Source organism: Alteromonas sp. BL110, assembly GCF_003443615.1.
GTDB lineage: Bacteria > Pseudomonadota > Gammaproteobacteria > Enterobacterales > Alteromonadaceae > Alteromonas.
In genome coordinates this window covers 798,715-822,640 of record NZ_CP031967.1, presented here as the reverse complement: position 1 = coordinate 822,640, position 23,926 = coordinate 798,715, and the positions used below count along the sequence as shown (strand labels likewise).

Annotated in this window: 25 protein-coding genes and 1 tRNA gene; 15 read left to right on the top strand and 11 right to left on the bottom strand. The window is 43.5% G+C overall.

The features are described 5' to 3' along the window. Positions 1 to 89: 89 nt before the first annotated feature. Positions 90 to 1,682 (bottom strand): ABC-F family ATPase, encoded by a 1,593-nt coding sequence (locus D1814_RS03590; RefSeq protein WP_118490143.1) that lies wholly within the window; start codon positions 1,680 to 1,682, stop codon positions 90 to 92. 530 nt (positions 1,683 to 2,212) lie between these two features. Here D1814_RS03590 and D1814_RS03585 point away from each other — a divergent pair. The 4 genes from D1814_RS03585 to D1814_RS03570 all read left to right on the top strand — a co-directional run bounded on the left by D1814_RS03585 (position 2,213) and on the right by D1814_RS03570 (position 5,243). Further along, the gene (locus D1814_RS03585; protein WP_118490142.1) at positions 2,213 to 2,593 is read left to right on the top strand and encodes a PA2779 family protein; all 381 of its coding nucleotides are present in this window, start codon (positions 2,213 to 2,215) and stop codon (positions 2,591 to 2,593) included. Between the two features lie 31 nt (positions 2,594 to 2,624). After that, positions 2,625 to 3,539, top strand: a complete 915-nt coding sequence (locus D1814_RS03580; RefSeq protein WP_232368971.1) for a PA2778 family cysteine peptidase — start codon at positions 2,625 to 2,627, stop codon at positions 3,537 to 3,539. A 98-nt stretch (positions 3,540 to 3,637) separates the two neighbouring features. Next, complete coding sequence (locus tag D1814_RS03575) at positions 3,638 to 4,042, top strand: hypothetical protein (RefSeq protein ID WP_118490140.1); 405 nt, start codon at positions 3,638 to 3,640, stop codon at positions 4,040 to 4,042. A gap of 94 nt (positions 4,043 to 4,136) precedes the next feature. Further along, positions 4,137 to 5,243: a mechanosensitive ion channel family protein gene (locus D1814_RS03570; protein ID WP_118490139.1), complete on the top strand. Its 1,107-nt coding sequence runs from the start codon at positions 4,137 to 4,139 to the stop codon at positions 5,241 to 5,243. A gap of 149 nt (positions 5,244 to 5,392) precedes the next feature. Here the strand turns inward: D1814_RS03570 and D1814_RS03565 are convergent, their stop codons facing one another. The 3 genes from D1814_RS03565 to D1814_RS03555 form a co-directional block, all read right to left on the bottom strand. Next, positions 5,393 to 5,971: a porin family protein gene (locus D1814_RS03565; protein ID WP_118490138.1), complete on the bottom strand. Its 579-nt coding sequence runs from the start codon at positions 5,969 to 5,971 to the stop codon at positions 5,393 to 5,395. A gap of 175 nt (positions 5,972 to 6,146) precedes the next feature. Then, complete coding sequence (locus D1814_RS03560; protein ID WP_232368970.1) at positions 6,147 to 7,322, bottom strand: MFS transporter; 1,176 nt, start codon at positions 7,320 to 7,322, stop codon at positions 6,147 to 6,149. Positions 7,323 to 7,498: 176 nt separating this feature from the next. Then, a tRNA-Ile gene (locus tag D1814_RS03555) sits at positions 7,499 to 7,575 on the bottom strand. A 465-nt stretch (positions 7,576 to 8,040) separates the two neighbouring features. On the opposite strand from D1814_RS03555, the gene D1814_RS03550 reads away from it, so the two are divergent. Together D1814_RS03550 and D1814_RS03545 are read left to right on the top strand one after the other, a co-directional pair. Continuing rightward, positions 8,041 to 8,850, top strand: a complete 810-nt coding sequence (locus D1814_RS03550) for an MbnP family protein (RefSeq protein WP_118490136.1) — start codon at positions 8,041 to 8,043, stop codon at positions 8,848 to 8,850. 187 nt (positions 8,851 to 9,037) lie between these two features. Further along, positions 9,038 to 9,367 (top strand): hypothetical protein, encoded by a 330-nt coding sequence (locus D1814_RS03545; RefSeq protein WP_118490135.1) that lies wholly within the window; start codon positions 9,038 to 9,040, stop codon positions 9,365 to 9,367. Positions 9,368 to 9,414: 47 nt separating this feature from the next. Here the strand turns inward: D1814_RS03545 and D1814_RS03540 are convergent, their stop codons facing one another. Continuing rightward, entirely contained in the window at positions 9,415 to 10,104 is a 690-nt protein-coding gene (locus D1814_RS03540; protein ID WP_118490134.1) for a hypothetical protein, read from the bottom strand. A gap of 316 nt (positions 10,105 to 10,420) precedes the next feature. Between D1814_RS03540 and D1814_RS03535 the strand changes: the two genes are divergently transcribed. The 9 genes from D1814_RS03535 (at position 10,421) to D1814_RS03495 (ending at position 18,183) form a co-directional block, all read left to right on the top strand. Further along, positions 10,421 to 10,747 carry a DUF3718 domain-containing protein gene (locus D1814_RS03535; protein ID WP_118490133.1) on the top strand — a complete coding sequence of 109 codons (327 nt, stop codon included), beginning with the start codon at positions 10,421 to 10,423 and terminating at the stop codon, positions 10,745 to 10,747. A 137-nt stretch (positions 10,748 to 10,884) separates the two neighbouring features. Further along, positions 10,885 to 11,652, top strand: coding sequence for a LytR/AlgR family response regulator transcription factor (locus tag D1814_RS03530; protein ID WP_118490132.1), 768 nt, complete (start codon positions 10,885 to 10,887; stop codon positions 11,650 to 11,652). Between the two features lie 94 nt (positions 11,653 to 11,746). Beyond that, positions 11,747 to 12,148, top strand: coding sequence for a CidA/LrgA family protein (locus tag D1814_RS03525; protein ID WP_118490131.1), 402 nt, complete (start codon positions 11,747 to 11,749; stop codon positions 12,146 to 12,148). Then, positions 12,145 to 12,855: an LrgB family protein gene (locus tag D1814_RS03520; RefSeq protein WP_118490130.1), complete on the top strand. Its 711-nt coding sequence runs from the start codon at positions 12,145 to 12,147 to the stop codon at positions 12,853 to 12,855. Before D1814_RS03525 ends, D1814_RS03520 begins: the two co-directional genes overlap by 4 nt. 277 nt (positions 12,856 to 13,132) lie before the next feature. Beyond that, complete coding sequence (locus tag D1814_RS03515) at positions 13,133 to 14,128, top strand: response regulator (RefSeq protein ID WP_118490129.1); 996 nt, start codon at positions 13,133 to 13,135, stop codon at positions 14,126 to 14,128. Further along, positions 14,128 to 14,640, top strand: a complete 513-nt coding sequence (locus D1814_RS03510; RefSeq protein ID WP_118490128.1) for a PAS domain-containing protein — start codon at positions 14,128 to 14,130, stop codon at positions 14,638 to 14,640. The genes D1814_RS03515 and D1814_RS03510 overlap by 1 nt, the downstream gene beginning before the upstream one ends. Positions 14,641 to 14,751: 111 nt before the next feature. Further along, positions 14,752 to 16,545 carry an Lcl C-terminal domain-containing protein gene (locus tag D1814_RS03505; protein WP_118490127.1) on the top strand — a complete coding sequence of 598 codons (1,794 nt, stop codon included), beginning with the start codon at positions 14,752 to 14,754 and terminating at the stop codon, positions 16,543 to 16,545. 2 nt (positions 16,546 to 16,547) lie between these two features. Next, complete coding sequence (locus tag D1814_RS03500; protein WP_118490126.1) at positions 16,548 to 17,120, top strand: Lcl C-terminal domain-containing protein; 573 nt, start codon at positions 16,548 to 16,550, stop codon at positions 17,118 to 17,120. 268 nt (positions 17,121 to 17,388) lie between these two features. Continuing rightward, positions 17,389 to 18,183, top strand: a complete 795-nt coding sequence (locus tag D1814_RS03495; protein ID WP_118490125.1) for a YggN family protein — start codon at positions 17,389 to 17,391, stop codon at positions 18,181 to 18,183. 129 nt (positions 18,184 to 18,312) lie between these two features. Here D1814_RS03495 and hemW read toward each other — a convergent pair whose 3' ends face one another. From hemW to D1814_RS03465, 6 genes are all read right to left on the bottom strand, one after another. Next, the gene (gene hemW / locus D1814_RS03490) at positions 18,313 to 19,452 is read right to left on the bottom strand and encodes a radical SAM family heme chaperone HemW (protein ID WP_118490124.1); all 1,140 of its coding nucleotides are present in this window, start codon (positions 19,450 to 19,452) and stop codon (positions 18,313 to 18,315) included. After that, a complete protein-coding gene (locus D1814_RS03485; protein WP_118490123.1) occupies positions 19,445 to 20,047 on the bottom strand; it encodes an XTP/dITP diphosphatase in 603 nt (200 codons plus the stop codon). The genes hemW and D1814_RS03485 overlap by 8 nt, the downstream gene beginning before the upstream one ends. A gap of 210 nt (positions 20,048 to 20,257) precedes the next feature. Beyond that, on the bottom strand, positions 20,258 to 21,484 hold the full coding sequence (srmB, locus tag D1814_RS03480; protein ID WP_118490122.1) for an ATP-dependent RNA helicase SrmB: 1,227 nt from the start codon (positions 21,482 to 21,484) through the stop codon (positions 20,258 to 20,260). Positions 21,485 to 21,557: 73 nt separating this feature from the next. Further along, positions 21,558 to 22,271 (bottom strand): hypothetical protein, encoded by a 714-nt coding sequence (locus D1814_RS03475; protein ID WP_118490121.1) that lies wholly within the window; start codon positions 22,269 to 22,271, stop codon positions 21,558 to 21,560. Positions 22,272 to 22,534: 263 nt separating this feature from the next. Continuing rightward, positions 22,535 to 22,750, bottom strand: a complete 216-nt coding sequence (locus D1814_RS03470) for a hypothetical protein (RefSeq protein WP_232368969.1) — start codon at positions 22,748 to 22,750, stop codon at positions 22,535 to 22,537. A 17-nt stretch (positions 22,751 to 22,767) separates the two neighbouring features. Beyond that, positions 22,768 to 23,916: a CCA tRNA nucleotidyltransferase gene (locus D1814_RS03465; RefSeq protein WP_118490120.1), complete on the bottom strand. Its 1,149-nt coding sequence runs from the start codon at positions 23,914 to 23,916 to the stop codon at positions 22,768 to 22,770. Positions 23,917 to 23,926: the final 10 nt, after the last annotated feature.

Here is a 23,926-nt window from a genome sequence, read left to right as displayed (position 1 = left end):
TAGATAATAAAAAAAAAAACGGGCACTTAATTAAGTGCCCGTTTTTTTGGTTTACCAGCAAAACCTAAAAGGTGTGTAGGTAATGTTACTTACGCGTTTTCTTTATGGGCCAAAAACTCTTCGTAGTTTCCATCGAAGTGGTTCAGCTGTTTGTCTTTTATCTCGATGATCTGTGTAGCCAGTGATGAAACAAACTCGCGATCGTGACTTACGAAAATCACTGTGCCGTCAAACTTATACAGCGCATTGTTCAGCGCTTCAATCGATTCCATATCCATGTGGTTGGTTGGCTCGTCCATTACCAATACGTTGATGTCTTCAAGCATAAGCTTTCCAAACAATAGACGGTTTTTCTCACCACCAGAACATACCTGCACACGTTTATTGAAATCATCAGAAGTAAACAATAAACGGCCTAACATGCCCTTAATTTGCAAATCGTCGTGTTTCGGGCTGCGCCATTGGCTCATCCACTCAAACATAGTGATATCTTCAGCAAAATATTTGGCATTGTCCTGTGGAATGTAGCCGATTGCGGCATTTTCTGCCCACTTATAGCTACCAGCGCTAGGCTCAATGTCATTCACTAGGCATTTTAAAAGCGTAGTTTTACCTGCGCCATTTTCACCGATGATGGCTAAGCGCTGTCCCGCTTCTAGCAATAAGTTAGCATTGTCGAACAACGGAAGGTCTGGATAGCTATGTCCCAGTTCTTCAAGAGTGATTGCAAGACGGTGAAGTTTCTTGTGCTGCTTAAACACGATGTACGGTTTGCGGCGGCTAGACGCTTTTACTTCAGCCAGTTCAATTTTCTCTAGACGACGTGCACGCGAGGTAGCTTGTTTTGCTTTCGATGCGTTGGCAGAGAATCGCGCTACGAAGCTTTGCAGCTCTTCAATTTCCGCTGATTTTTTAGCATTTTCTGCATGAAGCTGCTCTTGAACTAGCATGGCTGCCTGAATGTAATCGTCGTAGTTACCTGGGTAAACACGTAGTTCACCATAATCGATATCGGCCATATGTGTGCACACAGAGTTTAAGAAGTGTCTGTCGTGCGAAATAATAAGCATAGTCGACTTACGCTTATTAAGTTCCTCTGCAAGCCAACTGATGGTGTAGATATCCAAGTTGTTGGTTGGTTCGTCTAAAAGCAGAATATCAGGCTCGGCAAATAGGGCTTGGGCTAAAAGTACACGTACTTTTTTACCTGGAGCCACTTCTTTCATTAAACCGAAGTGATAGTCTTCATCAATGCCAGCAGATGTTAGAATTTCACCGGCGCGGGATTCGGCTGTATAGCCATCCATTTCGGCAAACTGGGTCTCTAAATCTGCTACGCGCATACCATCTTCTTCGCTCATTTCAGCCTTGCTGTAAATGGCGTCACGCTCTTGTTTAACTTCCCATAATTCACGGTCACCCATGATCACGGTATCGACTACGCTAAACTCTTCAAACGCAAACTGGTCCTGACTTAATATACCTAGTTTCGTACCCGGTGCCATTGAGACGTTACCTGATGATGGGGTAAGTTTACCGCTAAGAATTTTCATAAAGGTAGACTTGCCGCAACCGTTTGCGCCAATTAGGCCATATCGGTTGCCGTTGCCGAACTTTGCGGAAATATTTTCAAATAATGGCTTAGAGCCAAACTGCATTGTGATATTTGCGGTAGTAATCAAAACAGGTATCCAGGGGTAAAACGATGAGAAGAGATAGTAGTGAACACGGTTATCGCTTCACTAATATATAAAAGCGCGCGCACTATAAGGAATTGAGGGCTTTATGTCGAGGGAATTTTGAACAGCTTTTTCGCGGGTATCACAAGAAAAAGTAGGGCGTGGTATTTTTTTACCGCTATATTTCTACATTAGCCTCGAGCAAATTATTCCTATATAACGAAAATATTACATAAAGGTTAGTACAGAGTGATTAGCCAAATAAGAACCTAAGAATGAAAATTTTTGTACTAGTTTTTATATAACTGCCACTTAAAGCACTATTTTATCGAGAAAAAAGTTGAACGTTACCTACCATAAAAAAGAAGTGCTTTAGTTGGTCTTAATCTTGCTCGCTTTACCTACTGAAAATAAACTGCAGAACGCAAATGCGTCTGCCGAAGTTAGTGCGAAGTTTTATTCTACTCATGCTTACCGTTTATTGGGGAGCGCACAACAAGAATAAAACTGTGCATTTTAAAGAGGGAAACATCATGAAGTTTTTAAAAAAAATTGCGATTGGTTGCTTTTCGGCAACAGTTCTAATGTCTGGTAGTGTTCACGCAGAAGCAATTAGCTCAGACTCTGTAATGCAAACTCAAGCCGCTCACTACAATAAGCAGCAGCTTATTGACATGGTCAACCGTTCAGACGTGCAGAGTAAACTAGTGAGCTTAGGTGTAGATAGCAACCAAGCTATTGCCAGAATCAACGGTATGACCGACAGTGAGATTGCGCAACTAAATGATGAAATCAATCAAGCGCCAGCGGGTGGTGTTGTAGGCGCAGTGCTTACTGTACTTGCTATTATCGCAATTTTGGATCTCATTGGTGTAACTGACGTTTACCCGTTTATTCGCCCAGTTAACAGCTAATTGGATGATAAATTCAGTTAAAAAGGCCTGCATGTTAGCAGGCCTTTCGTTTCTATTTTTGCTTTCAGGCTGTCAATCCACCCCTCAAGCTGACAGGCTAAGGCAAGAGGGATTAGCCTCATTGCCCGAATCTCACACTATTGAATCTGTACCGTTTTTTCCCCAAGAGCAGTTTTATTGCGGACCTACAACACTTTCTGAAGTGTTTGGTTACTATGGTAAAAGCACCTCCCCACAAGAAATCGCGCCTAAATTGTTCATTCCCAACAAAGAAGGGAGTCTGCAGCTAGAAATGGTTAGCGCCACACGACAATTTGGTTTCTTGCCATATACTGAGCGAGGAACATTATCGTCCATTATGTCGTTAGTTAAAGAAGACATCCCGGTGATTGTTTTTCAAAATTTATCTATCCAATTAATACCTCAGTGGCACTACGCTGTTGTTATCGGGTTCGATAGTGATAGGGGAACGGTCACTTTACATACGGGCCTTACGCCTAATCACGAAATGTCGCTTGAGCTTTTTGAACGAACCTGGGCAAGGGGAAATTACTGGTATTTAGCTCCGGTTCCACCCAAAGTGACGTCTTCTGAGATGACGCCTTTTACTTATGTAAGTGCAGCCTACGATATGCTTAAAGTAGGAGACAAAGCGCAGTCGCTAGCGTTTTTAAAAACCGCTTCACAGACTTGGCCTTCTTATTGGCTAAGCTACTTTCTGATTGCCAATTATTATCTCGAACACCCTGATATCGAAGGAAGCGACAAACTGGCGATAACCTGGTTTGAAAAAGGGTATGACGTGGGCCAACATCAACAAGTGTATGTGCACAACTATGTTATTGCATTGCGCAAAGGCAATAGACTTGAGTCAGCAAACGAGGTGCTTAAACAAGCACTTGCACGCTTTCCAGGTAACGACACGTTGCTAGCACTAAAAGAGTAGTAGCTTTCAGTGAATCTTAGTGAGAACTTTGCGAATTCAATGCCAACGTTATTTTTTCAGCTATCCTTTAATAGGGTTTAGAAAAACTAACGTTGGATATGTCGAGAAATCTGAGCAACGCATCGATAGTTTATGCGAATGGTATTATAACAACTAAGCTTTATGGCATCTTTAACGAAAGTAGCGCCGAAAGCTATCGAGAAGACCTTTTCAAATTAGTTATGGGGTTAAAGGGGAAGCCTTTTGCCTTACTTGCGGACATTAGCCTTGTAGAGGGCGCAACGCCCGAAGCGTTCGACATAGTTAAGCACATTATTAAACGCCTTCCCGAAATGGGCCTCATTGCAAAAGCCTATGTTTACAAAGGGCCAGTGATCCGCGGAATTATGTATCAACGGATCCCAGAGCTTGCTTCAATGGATTACTTGTTTTTTACAGATGACCAAGAAGCTTATCAATGGTTATCAAAGGAATATCTACAAAAGCTTTCTTCACATTCCTAACAACAATTGGTGTACCTTTTGCGTCTTCTTTCCCGTATTAACATATAGCTAATAAAAAAAGCATCACACTTTTTACGCAGGAGCACCGTCAGCCGTGGATAGCACCCAACTTCTTGAAAATAAGCAGGTACTAGCAATAGCCGGATTAGTCGGTGTTGTTATTGTGCTTTTCATCATTAAACGCCTTATTTTGGTGCGCTTGAAAGCCAAGGCGCGTTCTGAAAGTAGCAGTATGTCTGATATTTATCGCGTGCTAGTTCTATCACTAAATGCCCCGCTCAATTTGCTTATTTGGGTTATTTTCCTGCTGTTAGTGAAAAGTATTGTTTCAGTATTTCAGATAGAAGATGAACGGGCTATTGAGGCGTTAACTATTGTTATTGAAGCAGGTCTTATAATTACCTTATTTCTTTTTTTTGAGCGCTTCGTTACCTATTCCTTGAGCCGTTATCGCGACCAATCAACCATTGTTAAAAACACCAGTGCTATTGCTGGTGGTGCGGTAAGAGCAGTGTTTGCCGTACTCGCCATTTTAATCATATTAAGCACTATGGGAGTATCGATAACGCCCATTGTTGCTTCATTAGGTATTACGTCACTTGCAGTAGCATTAGCACTACAGCCCACGCTAGAAAATTTCTTCTCAGGTATTCAATTAGTGATGGATAAGCCCATTCGCATAGGTGATTTCATTGAGCTGGATTCGGGAGAGCAAGGCTTTGTTGAGAAGATAGGGTGGCGCTCTACGTGGGTAAGAATGCTGCCTAATAACATCGTTATTATGCCAAACAGTAAGCTTTCTAATTCAAAACTGATTAACTACTACTATCCCGAGCGCGAACTTTCGGTTCCAGTAGATGTAGGCGTTCACTATAGCTCTGATTTAGAGCATGTTGAAAAGGTTTGTTTAGAGGTAGCCAATACTATTTTAGAACAGCACGAATACGGGGTTGAAACTTACCAACCCTTTGTGTTGTTTCACACCTTTGACAATTCGAGTATTAACTTAACCGTGATGCTGAGAACCCGTGAATACTTTAACCGCTTCTTTATTAAAAGTGCGTTTATAAAAATGCTTAAAAAGCGGTTTGATGAAGAAGGGATAGTAATACCGTTCCCAATAACTGCACTCAATATGGAGCAAGAAGGTGCGGCTAATGGGTTGTCGTTAGCACAAGAGCATGGAAGGCCGAAAGGCTGAAAAAAAGCGATGGTGTTAACGTAGCACATTGTGAATTGCAGATTCGTACCGAGTTATATCATCAATGAGGGTTAATAACCGCTGAGCATAAAAAAGCCACGTTTAAAAACGTGGCTTTAATGTGTTTACGCCTTCTAACTGCTAGCGTATTAAAAAGTGTAGCGCGCTGATACACCTAGTAGGTCTACATCATCAGCGATGACATAAGTTGCGCCGAATGAAAACTGCGGCGTAAAGAAATAGTCTGCACCAATTTCAAAGGCAGTATCATCTTCTTCAATGTCGATATAGCGAATCGCACCGCGAAGCTCGAACTGCTCTGTAAGCATTGAGCGTACGCCGGCAGTAATGCCATAGCCGTTATCGTCAGCTTCACCAGAAATAACGTTAGAATCTAGGTCAACATCTACATATTCGTAAGTAACTTCACCAAAGAAGTCGGTATTTTGCGTAAGCCCATAACGGTAGCCGATACCCGCAGACACATAGTCTAAATCAATATCAACACCAGATACATCTTCGCTTAGCTGACCATAACGACCTGTTAGGTAGACGTTCTCGTTTAGCGATTTAAAGCCTTGAATTTGAAAACCATTTGGCTCGAAGTCGCCTGCGTCCTCAATATCTGCTTGTACATACCCAGCTTTAACGAAGTCATATGAAGGCGAAGCTGCGAATGCATTTAAAGAAAGCGCGCCAAAGATACTGGCGAGAATAGTACGTTTCATTGTTTCTAATATCCTTTTAACAAAAAAAACTTCCAACCACTTTTGGAAGCTTCAACATTATGGGGATGAGTTTTGAGAAACCAAATAGGTTAGTACAAGAAGTTTTTATTTATTGGATATAGCCAGCGCGGTTTTTAACGTGTGATTGCACTGACATTGCCTGAAGGACGATCAATTAGTGTTTTTTTAATGTGAAGCAAATAGCGATACTGGCAATACTTAGCGCACAGGTTGCTAAACTAAAAGCCTCGGTAGGCTCTAGCGTTAGCAGTGTCACTGCATAAGCGCCTATGGCAGCCCCGGTCAGATGAAAAAACCCAGTGAGTGCTGCTAAAAAACCAGCAGATGTTTCAGAATAGCCCAGCATAATAGTTACGCTACAAGGCATAGCGATACCGATGAAAAAGAACGTGATATAGCAGTAAGCCAAAATACTGACTAACCCACTCTCTATGCTCAAGAAAACGGTCAATGCAAAAAGCATGGAGAGTGCCGCTAAACAGAGACTAGATACCCTGAACTTTTGCAAAGGTGACAAAGACTTCAGCCGAATATTAAATACGCTGCCTACAACGAAAGACAAGGTGGCCAGCAGTGAGTAAACCGAGAACAGGGTCTTGGAAAGCCCAAACTGCTGCATTACCATTGAGGGCGCGATGGTTATGAAGCAAAACACAATGCCATACAAAAGCCCGCTAGCCATGCCTAGCGAGACAAGCTTTACTATTGTGCTCTTTATAAGTACTAACGTATGACTAAAAACATTGTTAGATACCGGCGGTGTAAAATAACTAAGAATGCTAGACACTGAGAATAGCAAAAATAGGGCGAGTAGCCCCATTACCAGCACGAAATAAAAAATAGAGGAAATACCCAAAGATTCGCCGATTATTGTACCTACTAGAGGCGCTATTGCTGGCGCAATAGCAAAGGCAATATTGATGAGTGAAAGTGAAGTATTTAGCTGCTTTTCGCTAAATATTTGACGTGACAGCCCTCGCGATACTGATACGCCAACGCCCCCACCCAAGCCTTGCACCACACGTCCTATAAGAAAAGTAGACTCTTCACTGGCAAGCGCCACAACAAGTGTACCTGCGATAAATACCAAGATTCCGCTGAACAAAAATGTTTGCTTGTTTATGTAATCGCACACTATGCCAGACGCTAGCTGTGAAACTGAGAACGCGACTAAAAATACAGCTACGCTTTGCTCGATTATGCTCACCTGACTGCCATACATAGTCGCTAAGTCAAAAAAGAAGGGGCTATAAATGCTGGTAGAGACTTGGCCAAGAACAGACAAAATAGTGAAGGTAACCGTTAGCGAGTAAAACGTATGGCGCGACATGGTGTGCTTCATTTAATAAGAAAACGGTAAATGGGTGAACTGACAATAGATATAGGCTACAGATGAGGTGTTACAGTTTTAATAATGGGGCTTTTTCAAATTCAAATTTGAGTAGTAGTGTACAACGGAAAGCCTAAGAAAGGGGCGGTGTTATCTGTAGGTGGCACTAAGAAAAATGGTGGCCCCACCCTGACTTGAACAGGGGACCTGCCGATTATGAGTCGGATGCTCTAACCAACTGAGCTATGGGGCCATTTTGAGATGTGCTTTGTAATTCTGTCTGCAAATTGTTTTGCATAACAACCACAAGCGAGCGCAAGTATAAGCAGTTTTATTTACCTTGTCACGCCTAGCTGATGGCTTTATGAATTGTTTGCTTTATTTTTGTTCATTTTGACGCGGTTTTGCTTGTTTTATGAATAGAGTTAGCAAACATTATTCGAAATCCAATACTTCCCACCCCCCTTAATTACTAGAAGAAGCACTAGTAAAAAGCGCTAGAAAAAAGCATTACGGAAAAGTACTGAAAGAAAAGCTAACACTTTCTTTGCCCAATAACGCTTATTTACTCTTTTTGTATGTTAGTCGGCCTTGACTCATAAACGCGAAAAGCAGCACTATTGCGTTCAATAGTCATGCACTCATTTTATCTATTATGTAGTGGGTGAAAGTGCAGCGGTTTCTGGCTGCGGAATATTTGAAGGAATTATTGAAGTAAATGAAAATACCTTTTCGCATGAAAGCTATATATACGTTGCTTTTTACTGCATTGCTTACACAGGTAGGGTGTGATGTTATTAACCTTAAAGGGCGCGAAGCCGGAGAAATACCGTTTAAACTTGTGGGTGTAGATACAGGCGCATGCCCCATGCTCATGAGTATTGGCCAGCAGCGTTGGAATATCGATTATTTCGGATTTTATCTTAGCAAACCTGAAGTGCGCATAGATGGGAAATGGCAACGGGTGAAGTTCAAGCAAACTCAGTGGCAAACGCCGAATGAAGCATTGTTGAAGTTTCACACTAAGTGCAGCAACCCAGACGATGCTAACAGCAAAATAGTGTTAGATGTGTCGGAGGAACTCCTAAAATTAGCAACTAACCTCCGTTTTACTATGGGGTTACCTTTTGATGTTAACCACGCTGATCCCCTTACTCAACAGACGCCTTTAAACGATAAGACGATGTTTTCAAGTCGTCAAAATGGGCACCAGTTTCTAAGGCTAGATGTTTCAAAAAGTGGTAAAGAAACACGTAAATGGTCTTATCATTTGGGAAGCGTAGGATGTGCATCTGAGTCAGCGTCTACGCCACCCGCTAAGTCATGTGCATTCACTAATCGCGTTGAGTTTATCTTGCCAATGACTCAATTAGATACTGACTTAGATTTAGAGGTTTCTGTTTCTAACATAGTGGCACAAGTTGATATAAACGAAGCTGAAAGCTGTGTATTTAAGTCTCCTGAAACTAAGCCCTGTGAGAAGCTTATCCATAATCTCGTTTATAGACCGTGGATAAAATGGCAGTAAAATTGAAATAAACCTACTTAAACACTAAAAATTCGTGATTTATTGCTCACATTTCGTAATTTATGTTTATACTTTGCACACATATATCAACCAAATGCTTATGTGCTGATTATTAACATCGTGATAGACTCAACCTTCACACTCTATGTTAATTATAAAAAGCAGGTAAGCGGTCGCGGAGATGAGAATGACTGAAAAACCCTTCATTACAAGTGGTCGAAACACCATCATTCATAAAATTAGAAAGTTAGATTTATTGGTTATCAATGGTGATGAGCACCCACCAATCATTGTAACTTACAAAGGCATTAAGCAATATGAAGGCAAAGTTCCTGAAAATAAGCGCGATGCGAAAATGATGGATATGGAACTAGTCGATGTCACGACTAGCGATGTTTTCGGTGACGAAAAAACTTTAGTGTTCATTCAAACGCTAAATGGAAAAGAATATAAAATTGATTACTCGAAAATTGGTACGGGTATGTTTATTAAAATTCACCAAGACAGTATTTTCTAAAAGCAGAGCTACCTTTTGCTGGTAATCGAGCTTTTAGCAAGGTGGGGTTAGGCGATCTGACCCCAATTGTCTGGCACTAAAGTATTAAAGCCTTCGATAATTCTGCCTTCCCCTTTCAGCTGCACATAACGTTTTTTGAAAATATTGAACCGACAGATGTCAACTGGGGTTACCTCGGATGAGTTTACACCTGTTACCACACCCGCGGTCTTTAGGCCTTCAGCAATAAGCTCTGAACAAAACCAACTGCTAAAATCCTCGTTATTATAGGTAATACTGCTAAATAGAGGGTGATCATCGAGCGCGTCTACAGCCGAACCGAATAGCTGAAGTATGTCGTAGGGTTTTCCTTCTTGCTCGCACATAAAGTTAAAGAATTTATGTTTGTTTTGCTCGAATATACTACGCGATGCTCTTGATAGGGGCAGCCACCAAATATCACCGTCATACGACGCAACGCGCTCGCTTAGCCGGTTTGTCATAACGCCACGTTTACCTCTAAAAAACGTAGCTTCCGTGACGTGATTGTAATATCTGCTTTTTGCGTCATCGCGCGCTGTGGTGTGTGTAGCTGCAGTGTGTGTAACTTTGGTATGTGTAACTACGGCGACATGGGTTACGGGTGAGTGCGTAGTGAGCTTTGTCCACCTGGAAAATAAGCTGTTACCGCCAAACGCAATGATATCGCCTGGCTGCATGTGCTCTCTTATACGGTGATAGCGCTGCTGCTCTAACATTTCTCTTCCTTGAATTAATGCTATTGGCTTACGACATGCCTACTTTTAATTTTACGTTTTCCAATATTTTAGCGCTTCTTAACGATAGCTAGCAATTTTAAAATTTTTAGGTTGTTTCAAAGTATGTGTTAAGCGCGACTAATAACAGTTTAGATAGATAGTTAAACCTTATCTTTTGTGCGCTTATCGCTACAACTCAGGTAACCGTATTTTAACGCTTCTGTAGCGTAAACATCACAAAACTTAACTAGCTTATGGGTGCGGCGACAAGTAGAGGTCGTCACCGCGTTGCCTAATACTATCAGAGGAAATTGTTATGTTTACGTTACGCCGTGTTACCCAAATCGCTTTACTAGGAACCACACTTTCTTTAACTGCTACTGCTGCAAATGCTGGCTCTTACCCAGCCGAGATAGAAGATAAGCTAATTGCTGTATGTGAAGCCGTAAAGAGCGACAGCCGCTTTAAACTTCATCGCGCGGTAAAAGCAACAGGCTTGAATATAAAACACCTGCACGAAGGTTTGGTTTGTAATGGCCAAGATATGTTGACCTTTGCAGCTACTCATAACGCGTCTAGAAATGCTCTGCATATTGCGCGTCGCGTTAATGCAAGCCCAAGCGTATTGACCGCTAAACGCTAATTTAAGTTTTTGCCCTGGACTTAGGGCTATGTGATGCATAGCCCCTTTTTTTCATCTTTCTCCAGCTATTTCTTTAAACCGCAGCGCTATAGGGCCTAGAAAGTTATAGCACCAACTTAATTGCAAAGGGAGTGCAGATGGTCTCATTAGTATTCTTACAATCTGCATCTAAGCAAGCTTCACTTTGCAAAATCTTGAAGCAACTAAATCTGTTTAGCCATGTATTTGGGGCAGAATCAGTGGGTCACTGTTTAGCCTTGGCTGAAAAGTACCCTCAGTCTATTGGTTTCTATTCAGTTTCAAAGTCGTGCCGTAATCTTGCTTCAAAGTATTGGTTGGCGGTGGGCGACAAGGATGAAGAGGCACTTCTAGCGTTCTCGCACAACGCATCTGGTTTTATTAAACCGCCTTTTGAAGAAGACCAGCTGATACGTGCTATCGGATACGTTAAAAGCAAATTCGACTGTTTTGAGCGTGATTTTCAATTTAACACAATGGTAAAAGGGCTGTGCAAACAGTACGGTGTATCTAAGCCCGCATTAATAGCGACATTACGCCAACAGTTAAGCAAGACTACCAAACCTAATGTGGTTGGTATTAAAACTGAAAATGGATGGTGTTGCTTAAATCCCGCCGATATTAAATGGATAGAAGCGGCAGGGGATTATATGTGTGTACAAACACTGTCTGAATGTTATGTAGTTCGCACAACCCTATGTGAATTACTGAAGCGTCTCGGCGAGCAGCATTTTAAACGCTGCAATCGTTCAGTAGCAGTAAATGGAAAACATGTCGCGCATTTAGAACAAAGGCTAAATCATCAAATAGTGGTAATGCAAGGTGGTGAGATCTTTAAAGTAACCCACAAATACTACTATCAATTTTGGCATACAAAGGGCCAATAAATATCAAGAACGAGCATACGACCATGGTCCCGCTGGTGGTGGAACTCGCTAATCGTTACACTTAGTGCTTAATTTTCAAAACCAAGGATAGAAAGTGCGAAATGTAAGTAACGCGGTAATGGGGGCCATAGTGGTGTTCGCTGCGTATTATGCTGGGGCTTTCGCCGTTACAATCTTGGCGTTACCTATCCCAGGGCCATTGGTTGGGCTTTGTCTGCTGCTGGGTATGCTTTTCACTTTTCCAAAGCTGGAAGTTCCTACAGCTAGGTTTGTTACTTTTCCCTTAAAACATATGTCATTGTTCTTCGTCCCTGCAGTACTAGGTGTGTCTATCTATTGGGATGATATTCGGGCCAACGCGCTGGCAATCGCCATTGCCATTATCCTTACTACCTCATTAAGCTTAGGTTTCACCGCTTGGTTCGCGCAGAAGTTGTTTTGTAGCAAACTAAATAAACCTTCTAGCACTTCACAAAGTGATGGGGAGTTTGAATGAATGAAGCATTAAATCAGGCCTTTAGCTTAAATGGGCTGTGGTGGCTGTGTATCTCTATTATCGGCTACCTAATTGCGCTCTGGATTAATAAAAAATGTAGCGGTCACCCCATTGCGCATCCCATTATCTTTACGGCTGCTTTTGTTTCCGTATTCCTTTATTTGACCAATACGGAAGTGGTGGAGTATCAGCACTCAGCATCATTAATTCATTGGCTTTTAGGGCCTGTAACCGTAGCGCTTGCGTTACCCATTTATCGGCAATGGCAATGTTTAAAGCACTATGGGTGGAGGTTAATAGTCAGTATTGGCTTTGGTGGAATAATTGCGCCTGTTACCGCATGGCTCACGCTTTTTGCGTTAGATGCACCGTCGGCGTTAAAAATGACTATGTTGGCGAAATCAATCACTACGCCTCTGGCAATGGAAGCTAGTGCTCACATCGGTGGAATTCCGGCGCTAGCAGCCGTTTTTGTTATCACTACAGGCATTGTGGGCGCTATTGTAGCAACTTGGGTATTCTCTGTATTTGACGTGTGTGACCGACAGGCACAAGGCATTGCCTTAGGTACTGTTGCGCATGCTATTGGTACTGCGAAATCTATCCAAATGGGGGAGGATGTCGCCGCTATGGCCACGCTTGGGCTTTGTGTTAATGGAATATTCACGGCTTTGATACTACCCCTAATCTTTGGCGTTTTTGTTTGAACCGATAGCCAAAGATTTCCTTCTTATTACCATGTTGTTAGCCGGCATTTAAATGTAAAACACGCTGGCAATATTCCCCAAAAGTGCTATTTCTTAGTGAGGTGTTTCGTATCACCATATACAGGTTGTCGGTTTAAAAATTCAATAGAGTAGCGCCGCTGACTGTACCAGAGGCAAAATCATTGCTTCAGTTCACAGTAGATGTGCCGATACAATTGAAATTACTAGAAAATATCAGCGGTGGCTGGTTGAAAAAGCTAGGTGGTAAAAGAACTTAATGTTTTCAGTACTCGTATGTGACGACTCGTTAGTTGCGCGCAAGCAAGTGGCTAAGTGCCTTCCCCAAGATTGGGACGTAGCCGTGCACTTTGCAAAGAATGGCCAAGATGCTTTGACTGCGCTCGCCGATGGTAAAGGCGATCTTTTACTCTTAGATTTGAATATGCCTGTCCTTGATGGATACGGCACGTTAGAGGCAATTCAACAGCGTGGTCTTAAAACTAAGGTTATTGTGGTGTCTGGTGACATTCAGCCGGAGGCGCACGAAAGAGTGACATCGCTGGGGGCGTTAGACTTTATCCGCAAACCTGTAGACCCTAAGAAGCTTGCTGAGGTTCTTGATAAATATAATATTCTTCACGCCGAGGAAGAAGAGCCAGAAGAGATTACGCCGCTTGACCCTGATATCCGCGATTGCTACCAAGAGATAACTAATATCGCAATGGGCCAAGCAGGCGACCACCTCGCGCGTACCATGAATGTCTTCGTAGAACTTCCCATACCTAATGTAAACCTAATTGAAGTGTCTGAGCTTCATATGATGCTTTCTGACATTGAAAGCCATGAACAAGTTACCGCGGTTTGCCAAGGATTTTTGGGGCCGGGGGTCAGTGGCGAAGCACTGTGTATCTTGAGTGATTCAAGCTTTGATGATGTAGCTAAGATTTTAAACGTTGAAGGTGAAGTAGATGACCAACTTCAGCTAGAACTGCTTATGGATGCGGCAAGTATTCTGATTGGAACTTGCTTAACTGGTTTAGCAAATCAAATGGATATTAACTTTAGCCAAGGCCATCCTATTGTGCTTGGTCAGCACCGTGCCATCACTGAAATTATCAGTATGAACCAAATTAAGTGGAAACGAACATTGGCGATAGAGCTTAGCTATGGACTTGAAGGCTATAACGTTCAATGTGATTTGATTTTGCTGTTCACGGAGGAGTCCATGAAAATGATGAATTCAAAGCTTGCCCACTTGTTAGAGGATTTCTAATGAGCCAGCATTTAGATGAGTTACAAGAATTCCATTGGATGATGGACATGCTGCAAACGGTAGATGTGGGTATCGTTGTACTTGACCGTAATTTCACCGTACAGGTATGGAATGGCTTTATGGAAAGTCATAGTGGACTTTTGCCGAGCGAGGTAAGAGATAAAACGTTATTTTCACTTTTCCCGTCGATTAAACAAGACTGGTTTATGAAAAAAGCTAAGCCCGTCTTCGACTTGAAAACTCGCGCCTTCATGACCTGGGAGCAGCGCCCGTATTTGTTCAAGTTTCCTAACTACCGGCCGATTACAGGTAGTGAGTCATTTATGTATCAAAACATCACGCTATCTCCACTTACCTCCACAACAGGAAAGGTGGATTTTATAAGCATGATGATTTACGACATGACTGATGTGGCGGTAGGTAAAAAGCAGCTCGAGGCTCTACAAGTTACGATGTCCGAAGAGCAAGAAGCGAGATTAGTCGCGAGTAAATTGAAACACACCTTATCTTAACCGCTATTTGTAACGCAGCAGAGGCCAAAAGCCGCTTTGCGATTCCATCTAAATTGAGTTTTTTCACGCACTGCGTCTGGGCTTTCAGCACCAAGTGCGATGGGAGTATGTATGCAATTAATTAAGTCTTCATTTTCAGGCTATTTACCACGTAATGTAGCGCGTGGGCTAGCCATTCTTGGCGGCGCATTTATTTTAGCTGCCTGCGGTGGTGGCGGAGGCGGCGATGGTGACTCAAGCGATGGGGGAGCGGGCAATGGTAATTTAGTTATAAATGCTGGCCCTGATGCCACAGTAACAGAGGGTGTAACCTACTCACTAAGCGCAGAGGTAAGCGGAGGCGATGGAACTTACACTTATAACTGGAGCGCGTCACCGTCGTTAACCATCGCTCATGAAGACACAAGTTCTTCTTCCGCTAGCTTTGAAGCGCCGCTGGTGGATAGTGCTACTGAATATACATTGACCGTATCGGTTAATGATCAGAGCGGTAATACGGCCAGTGATTTTACCGTTATCACGGTTGCGCCTGTGAACATTGCACCTGAAGCCAGTATAGATGTACCTGAGTGGGATGACTTACCGGCGAACACATTCCCAGGTGGTGTTGAAATTGTTTTTGATGGAACTGGAAGCAGTGACGATGATTCGACGTCGTCGGATGGTGAAATAGCTGACTACTCGTGGACCCAAACCAGCGGGACCAATGTTATTACAGGTGTAGAAACCAACCTTTCTACTTTGACTATCGTAACACCCATTGCCAATGATGCGCAGCAGCTTACTTTTCAGTTAGAAGTGACTGACAGCGAAGGCGCAACTGATACTGATACAGTCACTATATCCGTTCAATCAGAAACCGAAACTTTACCGGTTGTCGATGCAGGGTTTTCCCAAGGCGTATTTAGTGGAGAAGTAGTTATTCTAGATGGCGAGGCCAGCACCAGTATTCCCAGTGCCTTACCGCTTACTTATTCTTGGGAGCGTAGCAATAATGTTTCCTCAAGCAGTATCTCTGCAATTGGCTCATCTTCTACAGCCACGGCGAGTAGCGCGGTAGACGATAGCGACGCCCTATCTACATTTGCTATAGCACCTTCGGTATCGTCCTCTACTGTTGTGGCCTTTACCCTTACCGTCACCGATGCCAATGGCAATAGTGTTGAAGACACGATTAACGTAAATATACGTCCGATGCCAACGCCGCTTTTAAACGACACAGGCTTTTTACAGCAAGCTACCAATAACGCATTAACCGAGGCACAGCAAAACGACTTTCCTGGGCAGGACGGGCAGCGAGGCGCTGATATTATTGAGCAAAACGGCTTAATAGAAAAAGCCGGACGTGGTAAAGCTGGCTTTGACTTCACGCGCTTAAATGCTAACGGTGATGAGCAGGATGCTACTGCTGATACATGGTCGTGCGTTCGAGATAATGTAACCGGGCTAGTATGGGAAGTGAAAACCGACGACGGTGCATTTCAAGATAAAAATTATACTTACTCTTGGTATAGCGACGAGGTCAACGGTGGCTTCGAAGGTGATGAGACAGGGGCAAACGCAACTTGTCTGTTAACTAACTGCAATACGTCTGCATATGTTGAAGCGGTAAACGAACAAGGCTTATGTGGTTTTTATGACTGGCGGTTACCCACTCATCATGAACTGTTCTCTTTGATGCACTTGGGCATTGCCGATGATGTTGCCATTGATGAAGATTATTTCCCTAATACAGGTGCAGTCTCAACTGAACCCCTTTGGTATTGGACGTCTGTGCCCAGCGCTGACGGGGTAAATAGCGATGACGCGCAAAATGCATGGGCATTGGATTTTGACTCGGGCGTAGATAACTTTCTTAATAAGTCGTCAGCCGCACGTGTTCGTTTAGTAAGAGCAGGGAGATAGTCATGAGTAAACCAGTTAATACGATCGCTAAAAAAGTGATGAAAAAAACAATGTTGACTTCATTCAACCTGTTCGCTGCATCTGCATTGCTTATGAGTGCATCAGCTTCAGTTCATGCCCAAGAGTGCTTATCAGATGGGTTAGAAACTACACCAGATGATAATTTTGAAGCGGTTACTACTAGCACCTTGCTAGATACCACCACAGATTTAGTGTGGATGCGTTGTTCGGAAGGGCAAACGTGGGATGGCTCTACGTGCAGCGGTGAAGCGGTGAAATACACATGGCAGCAGGCGTTACAATTAGCACAGGAAGCAAGTAACGATGATCTTCTTGGGTGGCGCTTGCCTAACGTTAAAGAGTTGGCAACATTAACTGAGCGCGACTGTGTACGACCCGCCATTAACAGCTCGCTTTTTCCAGCAACACCGCCAGATGACTTTTGGACTTCTACCCCTTCAGCGGACGATCCGGACAGAGCATGGGTTGTTGCGTTCTTTAACGCTAGCCATTCAATCAAAGAAAAAGACAGATTTATATATGTACGTTTGGTGCGCACTTATACCGACGAATAGGTGTAGGTAGAGAAATACATCTTTTCTTATTAGTCTTTCGTCTAGTATCTGATGCTGAGGCTTTTTATCAACAAAGCACGCTCTATAATGCGTGCTTTGTTGTTTTAGGCCTGAACGTTAAAGATGCAGATATTTATCGTTCTCATTCATGACCCGTTTATGTGTTGCGTAAATTGATCATCTCGACATGTTCAACCTGATTTTTAGCACGTTAGACTCATGTTGGCTTTTTATTTTTCGGTAAGCTAGCCACAATGATGGTATGAAAATGATATCGCGCCTTAAGGCTTTTCTCTTCACAATTTGTTTATTCGCCGGACTAAGCTTACCAGCGCAAGCCGAATATACATGCAATATCGATTTCGCTTATGGTATTGCGGTTAATAACGAGCAGCTGCGCGTTATGGATAAAACTCGCACCGTGGTTCAAATTAACGACCAAAACCAGCTTTTCATAGGTGGGCGTTGGCAAACACTAAGTGAACAGGAAAAGCAGTGGCTTAACGAGTATTCTTCAGGTTTACACTATGTTGTCCCTAAAATGATTATTCTGGCTACTGAAGGTGTGGACTTGGCTATTGATACCATTGAGCACGTGTACTTAGGTTTAGTTGGCAGCGACCACGATAGTTATGAACGTTTAAACGCTGCAATGAAGCGAGTTCAAAACCGCGTGAAAGATAAATTCAGGCATGCCAGTAATCACTATTTTATCGGCCCTGGGTCACTGGAAAGCGTTGATGAATTCGTGGATAGTGAAATTGAAGCGCAGCTTGAGGAAGCTATTTCGACCTCTGTAGGCGGAATATTATCTGCAATTAGCGGCATTAATACCGGAAGTGGTGAGGTAAACCAAGAAAAGGTAGCGGAAATTACTCGTCAGTTAAACAATGTAGGTGAGCACCTTGATGTAGGTGACAAAGCCACTACTTTGCGTAAAAAAGCAGAGTGGTTTTGTGAAAAGCTTAAGCGTTTAGACGTTGCAGAAGAAAACCTTCGAGCCAGCGTACCTGCCTTTAAACCTTACAATATTATTACGCGCCACGATGAAAATGAAAACTAGTCGTAGGTAGCCAGGTAACTCTGTCTACAAAAAACTAATAAAAATAGAAAAGCCTGCGTGAGCAGGCTTTTTTCGTTCTGACTGCTTTACAAATCTTAAAATAGAATGAAGCTTAAAAAAGTAGTAGGTTTAAACGAAGCACGACAGTAGCGAGTTGAGATATCTACGCCCTTTTGAGGTTACCTGCCAATGGCTATCTGAAATAGAAAGTAAACCTTGGTAATGAGCATCAGACAGCGCACGCTTCACATCGTCAGTAAGTTCAATGCCTGTAAAGTCACTGAAATCACTGATAGGACAAGGCTCTACTAAGCGAAATCTGTTCATAAAGAACTCGAAAGGCAGATCGTCTGCGTTAACCTGCGTTTGTGTATCTAGATATGGCCGGCTCATTTCCATGTAGCCTCTCGGATGCTTCACTTTAACGGTACGATGAATAGTGCCATTAGTAGCGTCGGTAATCTTTCCGTGGGCACCACAGCCAATGCCTAAGTAGTCGCCAAAGCGCCAGTAATTCAGGTTATGGCGGCATTGATGCCCTGTTTTGGCGTAGCCTGAAATCTCGTACTGGTGATAGCCTGCACGCTCTAAAAGGCTGTGGCCTTTTTCCTGTATTTCCCACAGAATGTCGTCGTCAGGTAGCTCTGGTGGCTTTGAATAGAAAGGCGTGTTTGGCTCGATAGTAAGCTGGTACCACGACAGGTGATAGGGTTCGAGCTCAATACCTTGCTTCAAATCTGCCATGGCATTGTCGACGCTTTGTTCCGGCAATCCGTGCATAAGATCTAAATTAAACGTGGGTAGCCCGGCGCTGTGCGCTTGTTTCACTGCGTTTTCGGCTTGGCTTTCATTATGAATACGGCCTAGCACCTTTAAATGCTTGGGCTGAAAGCTTTGAATGCCCACCGATATTCGGTTTATGCCTGCCTGATAAAAGCCTGCAAACTTACCTGCCTCAACGGTACCTGGGTTGGCTTCCATGGTGATTTCAGCAGTATCGCTTAAATTAACCCGCTGTTTAACGCCGTTTAAGATGTCAGCCATGGCCTCGCTTGAAAACAAACTGGGCGTGCCACCGCCTATAAAAATTGTCTCAATAGGGCGGTCGCCAATGCGTTTGGCATCAATGGCTAAATCGTCCAGCAGGTGCGCCACATATTCTTTCTCGGGTAAATCAGATTTAAGCCCGTGAGAGTTGAAATCGCAGTACGGACACTTTTGAACACACCAAGGGATATGGATATAGAGGCTAAGCGGAGGATTACGCAAAAGTCGCTCTCATATTATCAAGCAAAATCGCTAGGGCGTTGCCGCGATGGCTAATACGGTTCTTTTCAGCTTTTTCCAATTCTGCCGCAGTACAGCCGTGAGTTGGCACGTGAAAAACTGGGTCGTAACCAAAACCGTCGTTACCAGAGCGAGCGGTTAGGATTTCCCCTTGCCATTTACCTTGGCTAACTAATGGTACTGGGTCTTCAGCATGGCGCATAAACACCAAGGTACAAAAGAAGTGCGCTTTACGCTGGGTCTCGCCATCTAGGGCAGCTAACAGCTTGTCGATATTGGTGTCATCAGTTGCATCAGCGCCAGCATAGCGGGCTGAATAAATACCGGGTGCGCCGCCAAGAGCATCAACCACTAAACCTGAGTCGTCGGCAATAGCGGGAAGGCCTGTTACTTGCGCCGCATGACGCGCTTTAATAATGGCATTTTCAACGAATGTTGTACCGGTTTCAGGCACATCAGATACACCTAATTCTTTTTGCGCCACAACGTCTACACCGTAATCTGCAAACAAGGATGCAAACTCACGTACCTTGCCTTGGTTTCCTGTGGCTAAAACAATTTTTTCTGGGAATTTCATTGTGTACTCTTTTGAACTGACGGTGAGTTAAGGCGGTAGGCAGTGGCTGCGGGCGAAATATTGCCTCCACAAACACGCGGTAAACACATCCATGTGCGCTCCGCTGCCGCATCCCTGCGGCAGAGGGATTGTGTCGGCAATGTTCCACCTACATCCTGGCCCACCGCATTAACTCACCTGAATGCTACTTATTGACTATTTTCGCACGCTTTACTTTTTCTTCTTAGGCTTAGCTTTTGCCTTGGTTTTGTCTTTGGCCTTTACTTTTTTCTTTTTCGGGCCAATTTTAGGTGTTTTGTTTTTAGGGCGAAGCTCGTCAATGACGCGAGCTTTAAGCGGTTCGCCCATGTAACGTGCGGTTTTGGCTACCATGTCAAAATCGTGGGCTTCTACCAACGATATTGCAGTACCTTTGGCACCAGCACGACCGGTTCTGCCAATACGGTGTACGTAAACGTCGGCTTTGCGCGGCATGTCGAAGTTAATAACATGGCTTACGTTAGGCACATCGATACCACGAGCTGCAACGTCAGTTGCCAATAAGATTGGTACCTCACCACTTTTAAAGCGGGCCATGGCTGCGTTGCGTTTGTCTTGTGGCATTTCGCCCTGTAGCCAACACACCGAAATCTCTTTAGACGCTAAGAAGTCTTTTAGCATTTGTAAGCGGTCACGAGTTTTTACAAAAACAACAGCAGACGTCGTCGTTTCTTGCTTTAAAATGTTAACTAGCAAAGCTTGCTTGTGGTTCATGTCATCAGCAAGGTGATACCACTGGTGAATTTTGTTCTTTTCTTTGCGCGATGGGTTCGCTTCAACCACTTCAGGGTTGTTAAGAATGTCGTGGGCGAAGGTTTTAACGCCTTTGCCTTCAAGCGTGGCAGAGAACAATAGGTTTTGCTTGCGCCATCGTGCTTCGGCCGCAATCTGGTTCACTACTGTTGAGAAACCCATGTCTAACATGCGATCAGCTTCATCAAGAATTAAACACTCGATATCGCGACAATCTGCGGCTTCTTTTTCGATATGCTCAAGCAAGCGACCAGGTGTAGCCACAAGAATATCGAGATTCTTGCTTAAGGTTTCTTTGTCGGTACCGTAGTTAATACCACCGGTTATCACGCCGCACACAATTTGCGTGTGCTTTGTTATTGCTAGTGCTTGTTCGTAAACCTGTAATGCCAACTCGCGGGTTGGCGTTAAAATCAAAATACGTGTCGCACCAGGCTGTCTGCGTGGGTAATCAAGTAAAAACTGGCACGCAGGTAATAAGAATGCGGCTGTTTTACCTGTACCTGTAGGGGCAGAGGCCAAGATGTCTCGCCCATCCAACGCATGCGGGATCACGAGTTCTTGAATGCTTGTTGGAGTTTCAAACCCCATATCGGCAGCTGCGTGACACAGTGCTTCGTCTAATTCGAGTTCTTCGAAAGTCATAGTATAAAAAACGCTCTAAATGAATGGGGCATATTGTAGCATTGCTACACCAAAACATTGAGAAAAACTGGCGTTAAATTCGTATACCGTAGGTAAATACACATTCTGACGCTAACGGGTTGGCACTGTTGGCGTTAAGTAAATGCAAGTGCGTTAAATCGAGCTTACTCACTTTATCCTCACTTTCAACCCGTGAAATTTCGAAGTAGTAGTTGGCGTACGGTGAATTTGGTTCTTGAAGCTCTAGGTAAGGAAACTGGCGAAACTTCCATTTACCCTTTACATCTTCTGAAGATGTGGGCTTTTGAAGTGTGAGGGTATACGTACCGTCTTTATACAGCGTGAGGCGCTGGCCGTTACCACATCCATTGGCGATATAGCTATGGATAAGGTCTTGGGCAAGAAGGGTTCCACGGGGGCGATTGCCGTCAGGAAACACGAACAGCGCCAAAGAGTTTTTAGTATACCAATGATTGCCTTGAGTGAGCGATTGGACATTGTTTATAGAGTAACCCGCATGCTCTGCGATGCTAGTGGTATTGTCGATTGCTTCTGGTGATTGTAGCATCAAGGAATAGAGCAACGTATTGGTAGACACGGATGTAGGAAAATCAAAGTCGTTTACTTCAACATCTAAGCCTTTATCCGTTAACTGTTCAGATAGTGCTTGAACTTTGGACGGCTCAAGATATTTGCCATAAAGATAAACGGTTGGGGGGCTTGCACATCCACTAACTACAAGGGCAAAAGATAAAGTTATAAGGTACGTTATTATTGTTTTTTTCACTTAAGAATTTCCAAACCAATGTAAGATTTCTTCATTTAATAGGACGAACCGTTTATTCAAAACGAATCGCGCCTTGAAGTAGTTATTTAACAAACGGTGAACAAGCCACAAATATCTAGCGAGTAACTGTTGCACAAATGCACTCAGGGATTACAATTGTAATCCTTTCTCGATAATAGCGACATGCTTCAGCTGTGTAAACGAAAACTTGTAAGCAAAAAGGTGGGCAAAGGCTGTGAGGGACGGCATCAGAATTCGGCATATCAAAGTGGCGTAACCAGTGCGCGGTAATCCCAGCTTTGAAGCACGCCATCAGAGGAGAGGGTAACAACATCAACATCCTCATTCAGTGTAATAGAGAGAATGGTGGTATCGCTTGAGTAGCGTTTAATTTCCCATGAGGCTATCTCTTCGCCAGAGTTGGCATTCCATAGCGTCACCACTGATGTGGGTGATGTTGTTAAGTAGTTTCCTTTCAATCATTGCTTTAGCACAATTATGTATTAACAGTGGCAATAGCGGATAGCTTTGCTTGGTCAAGTGCGTCTTTTATTTCGGGGCCTTTAACGCCCGTGGCAATGATGTCTTGTACATTCACTTGTTTGGCGGCTGCTAATGCTTGTTCGATGCGTTTCTTTTGGTGTTGCCAATTTATACCCTTGTTATGAGCATAAGGCGCAAAAGCGCTAAGCAATAATGTAAAGCGTTCCTCTCTTCGCCATGCATCACAGCCATTGAATAAGGCAAGTAAATCGGCGGGCGAGTTTTGCGTGTTCAAAAGAAAGCCTTTGAATTTGCAGGCAAGGCTGACGATTTCACTAACTTGGTTTTGCACTTTGAGGCGACTGCATAACTGTTTCGCTTCTTCCTCATTAAGGTGAGTAAGCAGCGCTGTAAACCTTAGTATCAGCCTAGCGGTTTCTGAATCAGTGCTTTTGGCGAGGCTTTCGTTTTCAGCCTTTTCTAGCGCTACCGCCGTTTTTAATGTTGCCAAAGCAGTATCTAAGTTCTTTTCAAGCTCAGCAAACCAGTCATTGAGTCCATGGGCTTGGTGTAATACAGTGAAAAAAACATGGGGTGTTTTTTCTAAAAGACTGCGCTTTGTTTCTTGCCATACCCGCTCAGCACTTAGCGTGCTTAACTCGCCACTTTGCGCCATAGACTGCATAAGAGCCATGGTTTCATTGGCGATAGAAAAACCTAAATAAGCATAGCGAGTGGCAAAGCGTGCCACGCGAAATACCCGCAGTGGGTCTTCACTAAAGGCTTCTGATACGTGGCGAAGTAGGCGGTTTTCTAAATCTTTTTTACCCCCATAGGGGTCGATAAGGTTTCCAAGGTTGTCTTGTGCTATTGCATTAACGGTAAGATCTCGGCGCAGTAAGTCTTCTTCCAGAGTTACCGTGCTTGATGCATCGCACACAAAGCCAGTATAGCCTTTTCCTGATTTACGTTCAGTGCGAGCTAGCGCATATTCTTCCAGTGTTTTTGGGTGTAAAAAAACAGGGAAATCTTTGCCTACTTGGGTATAACCCTGGCTAAGCATTTCTTGCGGTGTGGCGCCCACCACTACATAGTCGCGTTCTACAACTTTTCTGTTCAACAGTGCGTCACGTACTGCGCCACCAACGAGATATACTAGCATGCTCTTCCAA

Bases quoted from the DNA above. Each gene is read 5' to 3' on its own strand.
- D1814_RS03585 (WP_118490142.1), top strand. From the start codon at position 2,213: ATGAAGTTTTTAAAAAAAATTGCGATTGGTTGCTTTTCGGCAACAGTT.
- D1814_RS03580 (WP_232368971.1), top strand. From the start codon at position 2,625: ATGTTAGCAGGCCTTTCGTTTCTATTTTTGCTTTCAGGCTGTCAATCC.
- D1814_RS03575 (WP_118490140.1), top strand. From the start codon at position 3,638: ATGTCGAGAAATCTGAGCAACGCATCGATAGTTTATGCGAATGGTATT.
- D1814_RS03565 (WP_118490138.1), bottom strand. From the start codon at position 5,971: ATGAAACGTACTATTCTCGCCAGTATCTTTGGCGCGCTTTCTTTAAAT.
- D1814_RS03560 (WP_232368970.1), bottom strand. From the start codon at position 7,322: ATGTCGCGCCATACGTTTTACTCGCTAACGGTTACCTTCACTATTTTG.
- D1814_RS03550 (WP_118490136.1), top strand. From the start codon at position 8,041: ATGAAAATACCTTTTCGCATGAAAGCTATATATACGTTGCTTTTTACT.
- D1814_RS03545 (WP_118490135.1), top strand. From the start codon at position 9,038: ATGACTGAAAAACCCTTCATTACAAGTGGTCGAAACACCATCATTCAT.
- D1814_RS03540 (WP_118490134.1), bottom strand. From the start codon at position 10,104: ATGTTAGAGCAGCAGCGCTATCACCGTATAAGAGAGCACATGCAGCCA.
- D1814_RS03535 (WP_118490133.1), top strand. From the start codon at position 10,421: ATGTTTACGTTACGCCGTGTTACCCAAATCGCTTTACTAGGAACCACA.
- D1814_RS03530 (WP_118490132.1), top strand. From the start codon at position 10,885: ATGGTCTCATTAGTATTCTTACAATCTGCATCTAAGCAAGCTTCACTT.
- D1814_RS03520 (WP_118490130.1), top strand. From the start codon at position 12,145: ATGAATGAAGCATTAAATCAGGCCTTTAGCTTAAATGGGCTGTGGTGG.
- D1814_RS03515 (WP_118490129.1), top strand. From the start codon at position 13,133: ATGTTTTCAGTACTCGTATGTGACGACTCGTTAGTTGCGCGCAAGCAA.
- D1814_RS03510 (WP_118490128.1), top strand. From the start codon at position 14,128: ATGAGCCAGCATTTAGATGAGTTACAAGAATTCCATTGGATGATGGAC.
- D1814_RS03505 (WP_118490127.1), top strand. From the start codon at position 14,752: ATGCAATTAATTAAGTCTTCATTTTCAGGCTATTTACCACGTAATGTA.
- D1814_RS03500 (WP_118490126.1), top strand. From the start codon at position 16,548: ATGAGTAAACCAGTTAATACGATCGCTAAAAAAGTGATGAAAAAAACA.
- D1814_RS03495 (WP_118490125.1), top strand. From the start codon at position 17,389: ATGATATCGCGCCTTAAGGCTTTTCTCTTCACAATTTGTTTATTCGCC.
- D1814_RS03485 (WP_118490123.1), bottom strand. From the start codon at position 20,047: ATGAAATTCCCAGAAAAAATTGTTTTAGCCACAGGAAACCAAGGCAAG.
- srmB (WP_118490122.1), bottom strand. From the start codon at position 21,484: ATGACTTTCGAAGAACTCGAATTAGACGAAGCACTGTGTCACGCAGCT.
- D1814_RS03465 (WP_118490120.1), bottom strand. From the start codon at position 23,916: ATGCTAGTATATCTCGTTGGTGGCGCAGTACGTGACGCACTGTTGAAC.